The sequence below is a fragment of the Peptoniphilus indolicus ATCC 29427 genome (genome assembly GCF_000227315.1).
Classification (GTDB): Bacteria; Bacillota; Clostridia; order Tissierellales; family Peptoniphilaceae; genus Peptoniphilus; species Peptoniphilus indolicus.
The window spans coordinates 1-3,345 of record NZ_JH165085.1; the positions used below are offsets into that span (position 1 = coordinate 1).

Consider the following 3,345-nt stretch of genomic DNA (forward strand, 5'->3'; position numbering starts at 1 on the left):
CAAAAGTCAAGCAAGCATTAAGCATTTCTCTAAAATTGCTACAAAAGTCAAGCAAGCATTAAGCATTTCTCTAAAATTGTAAATATATTATACCATAAAATTCAAGAGAAAGGAGAAAAAATAATTGACAAATTGTCAGTTGTGTAATACCCTTTAAATAGGAGGTATAAAATGAGAGATGTAAAAGAACCTGAAATACGACGTGCAGAGATTATGGATGCTGCAATGATACTCTTTATGGAGAAAGGATATACTAATACAACAACTCAGGATATAGTTGATAAAGTAAATATATCAAGAGGGTTGTTATATTATCACTTTAAGAATAAAGAGGATATCTTATATTGTCTTGTAGAACAATATTCAGATAGACTACTGAAAGATATTTATATTATTGCTTATGATGAAGATAAAACTGCCATAGAAAAAATCAGATCATTTATAGATGTTACAATTATATCTTCAGAAAATATTTCAGCAGAGGGTACAGTGCTACAAAAAACAATTGACCTTAAAGAAAATCAATATATGATAGATAAGTTATCCCATAAGCTTGTTGAAAAACTGACAATATATTTTGAAAAGATTATAAATCAAGGAATAATGGAAAGAGTTTTTTCTGTAAAATATCCATTAGAAGCAGCAGAGTTGCTTATGACAGCTTATGTTTTTGTTTCAAATAACATAAGTATAAGATATTTAAAGGAAGAACCTGTTGATAACTACTTAAATGCATTTAAGATAATGCTTGAACAAAGCTTAAATACGAAAAAGCTCTTTAGTAATTAAAAAAAGAATAGAATGTTTGCAAGGAGAATAATTTGCCGATAGCTACTGATACACAAGTTATCGGTTTTATTTCAAAGAATAACTGACAAAATGTCAATGGAGGCGGAAATTATGTTAGAGATAAAGAATCTTAGTAAATTCTATGGAAACAAAAAGGCTGTTGAAAACTTATCCATTTCAGTACAGTCTGGAGATATTTATGGATTCATTGGTGCAAATGGAGCCGGAAAAACTACAACGATAAAAGCGGTAGTTGGGATTCATGATTTTGAGAATGGAAGTATAACGATTGACGGGCATTCCATTAAAGAGGAGCCTGTTATTTGTAAAAAAATGATGGCATACATTCCGGATAATCCAGATTTATATGAACATCTGACAGGATTTCAGTACATCAATTTTATTGCTGATTTATTTGAAGTTTCTACTGAGATACGCAGAGAAAGAATTCAGAGATACGGCGATTTATTTGAAATGACGAAACATTTTTCGGGGATGATATCTTCGTATTCACATGGCATGAAGCAAAGAACGGCGATTATTTCTGCATTGGTGCATTCTCCAAAGTTACTAATTTTAGATGAACCTTTTGTTGGACTTGATCCGAAAGCAACTTTTCTACTAAAGAAAATAATGCACGAATGCGTATCAGATGGAGGAGCTATTTTCTTTTCAACACATGTATTGGATGTTGCAGAAAAATTATGTAACAAAATTGCAATTATAAAAAATGGAAAGTTAATAGCGAGCGGAAATACAGAAGAAGTCAAAGGGAATAAATCTTTGGAGACTTTTTTCATGGAGGTGCAGGATAATGAGCAAAATTTGGATACTAATTAAAGCACAATTAATGAATTTCTTTCCAATCAACGAAATGAGAGAGCCGGGAAATAAAAAACAAAGTTCAATTGTTATTGCAAGTTTTGGAATAATAACTCTTGCCATATTTTTCTTTTTTTATAACATCATAACAGCTAAAACATTGGTACAAGTGGGACAGCAGGAATTGATACCGGCATATATGGTGTCGGTATCAAGCCTTGCAATATTATTTTTGACAATATTTTATTCGAATGGGATTTTATTTGGCAGTCGTGATATGGAAAATCTTTTGTCGTTGCCTGTAAAAAGTTCGGATATTATAAGCAGCAAGTTTATGTTTATGTATTTATTGAATTTTTTAATGGGATTGATGTTTATGCTTCCGGGAGGAATTGTTTGGGTGTTAAACGGAAGTTTAAATGTATTACAGATTATATTGTATTTTACTTCCATAATTTTTGTTCCGTTGATACCTATGTGTATAGCAGCATGTATGGGAATCGTTATTGTTGTTGCTTCATCTTTCTTTAAGAGAAAAAATGTTATTGCTTTAATTTTTTCATTTGCAATGATAGGGATAATTGGATATATTGCAGTGTCAGCTATGAAATCAGGTAATGAAAATAGTATTGGGATTATGCTTTCTAAGCAAATTACCGGATTGTACCCACTATCTAAGCTATTTATGGAATACTATAATTTTCCAATGTACATTGGAGTAGGATTATTTATTGTTCTCTCAATAGTATTTTTTTATATATTTGCCAAAATGGTTTCATTGAAGTATGGATTGCTTAATACTCTTGCTAAAACAACAAAAAGATATTCCGACAACAAAAATTCGAATAATAGAAAATCAGTATTTTTTGCCCTATATAAAAAAGAAATGGGACGGTTTCTAAACTCATATATGGCAGTGTTGAATGCAGGTCTTGGTGTAATACTTTTATGTGTTTTTAGTATATTTCTTCTTTTTAATTCTTTACAACAAATAGGAGAATATTCGGGAATCGAAAATATTAATGAATATCTTTCGAATTTTGCTCCAATGTGTATTGCTTCAATGTTTTTACTTAGTTGTCCGGCAGCGTTTTCCATATCTTTAGAAGGTAAAAATGTTTGGATTTTGCAAAGTTCTCCTATTCGGGTAAAAACGATTTTGAATTCTAAGATTGCAGTAAATCTTACGCTTCATTTAATTGGATATATTATTTCTGTGTTTATATTTTTGGTAAAGCTTGATATGGATATTATTCAAACTATCAGCTTAATAATTGTTCCTATTTGTTATTCCATTTTTATAACAGTGATTGGAATTTCTTTGAATAAAAAATTCCCTAACTTTGAATGGGAAAGTGAGATGATGATAGTAAAACAGAGTATGCCTGTTATTGTATCTGCAATTATTGGAATGGCTGCATTAGTTATACCAATTCTTTTCCATTGGTTTTTGCATTTTTCTATAGTACCTACATTATTGGGAGTAGCACTTATTTTGCTCGTTATTGCGGGTGGCGTTTATATAAAAACTTGTAGATTAAATTTTTAGTTTAAGGAGGAGATGTTCTATGAAAAAAATTATTAAAAGATATAATGGTGTTTATTTCAATATTAAGTTTATTTGCAATATTTCAGGAATAAAAGATGATAGATTTAGTTAGAATATTTGATTCCCTATCAAATCCCATTAGAATGGATATTTTATTAATTATTTCTAATAAAAATTTAACTGCT

At 29.9% G+C, this 3,345-nt stretch carries 3 protein-coding genes; all 3 read left to right on the forward strand.

Annotated features, from left to right (window positions below):
• The first annotated feature begins 171 nt into the window (after positions 1 to 171).
• A complete protein-coding gene (locus HMPREF9129_RS09910) occupies positions 172 to 789 on the forward strand; it encodes a TetR/AcrR family transcriptional regulator (RefSeq protein WP_004823277.1) in 618 nt (205 codons plus the stop codon).
• 111 nt (positions 790 to 900) lie between these two features.
• On the forward strand, positions 901 to 1,629 hold the full coding sequence (locus HMPREF9129_RS09915; RefSeq protein ID WP_023056447.1) for an ABC transporter ATP-binding protein: 729 nt from the start codon (positions 901 to 903) through the stop codon (positions 1,627 to 1,629).
• On the forward strand, positions 1,604 to 3,160 hold the full coding sequence (locus HMPREF9129_RS09920) for a permease-like membrane multi-spanning protein (protein ID WP_004823281.1): 1,557 nt from the start codon (positions 1,604 to 1,606) through the stop codon (positions 3,158 to 3,160). Before HMPREF9129_RS09915 ends, HMPREF9129_RS09920 begins: the two co-directional genes overlap by 26 nt.
• The last annotated feature ends 185 nt before the right edge of the window (positions 3,161 to 3,345 follow it).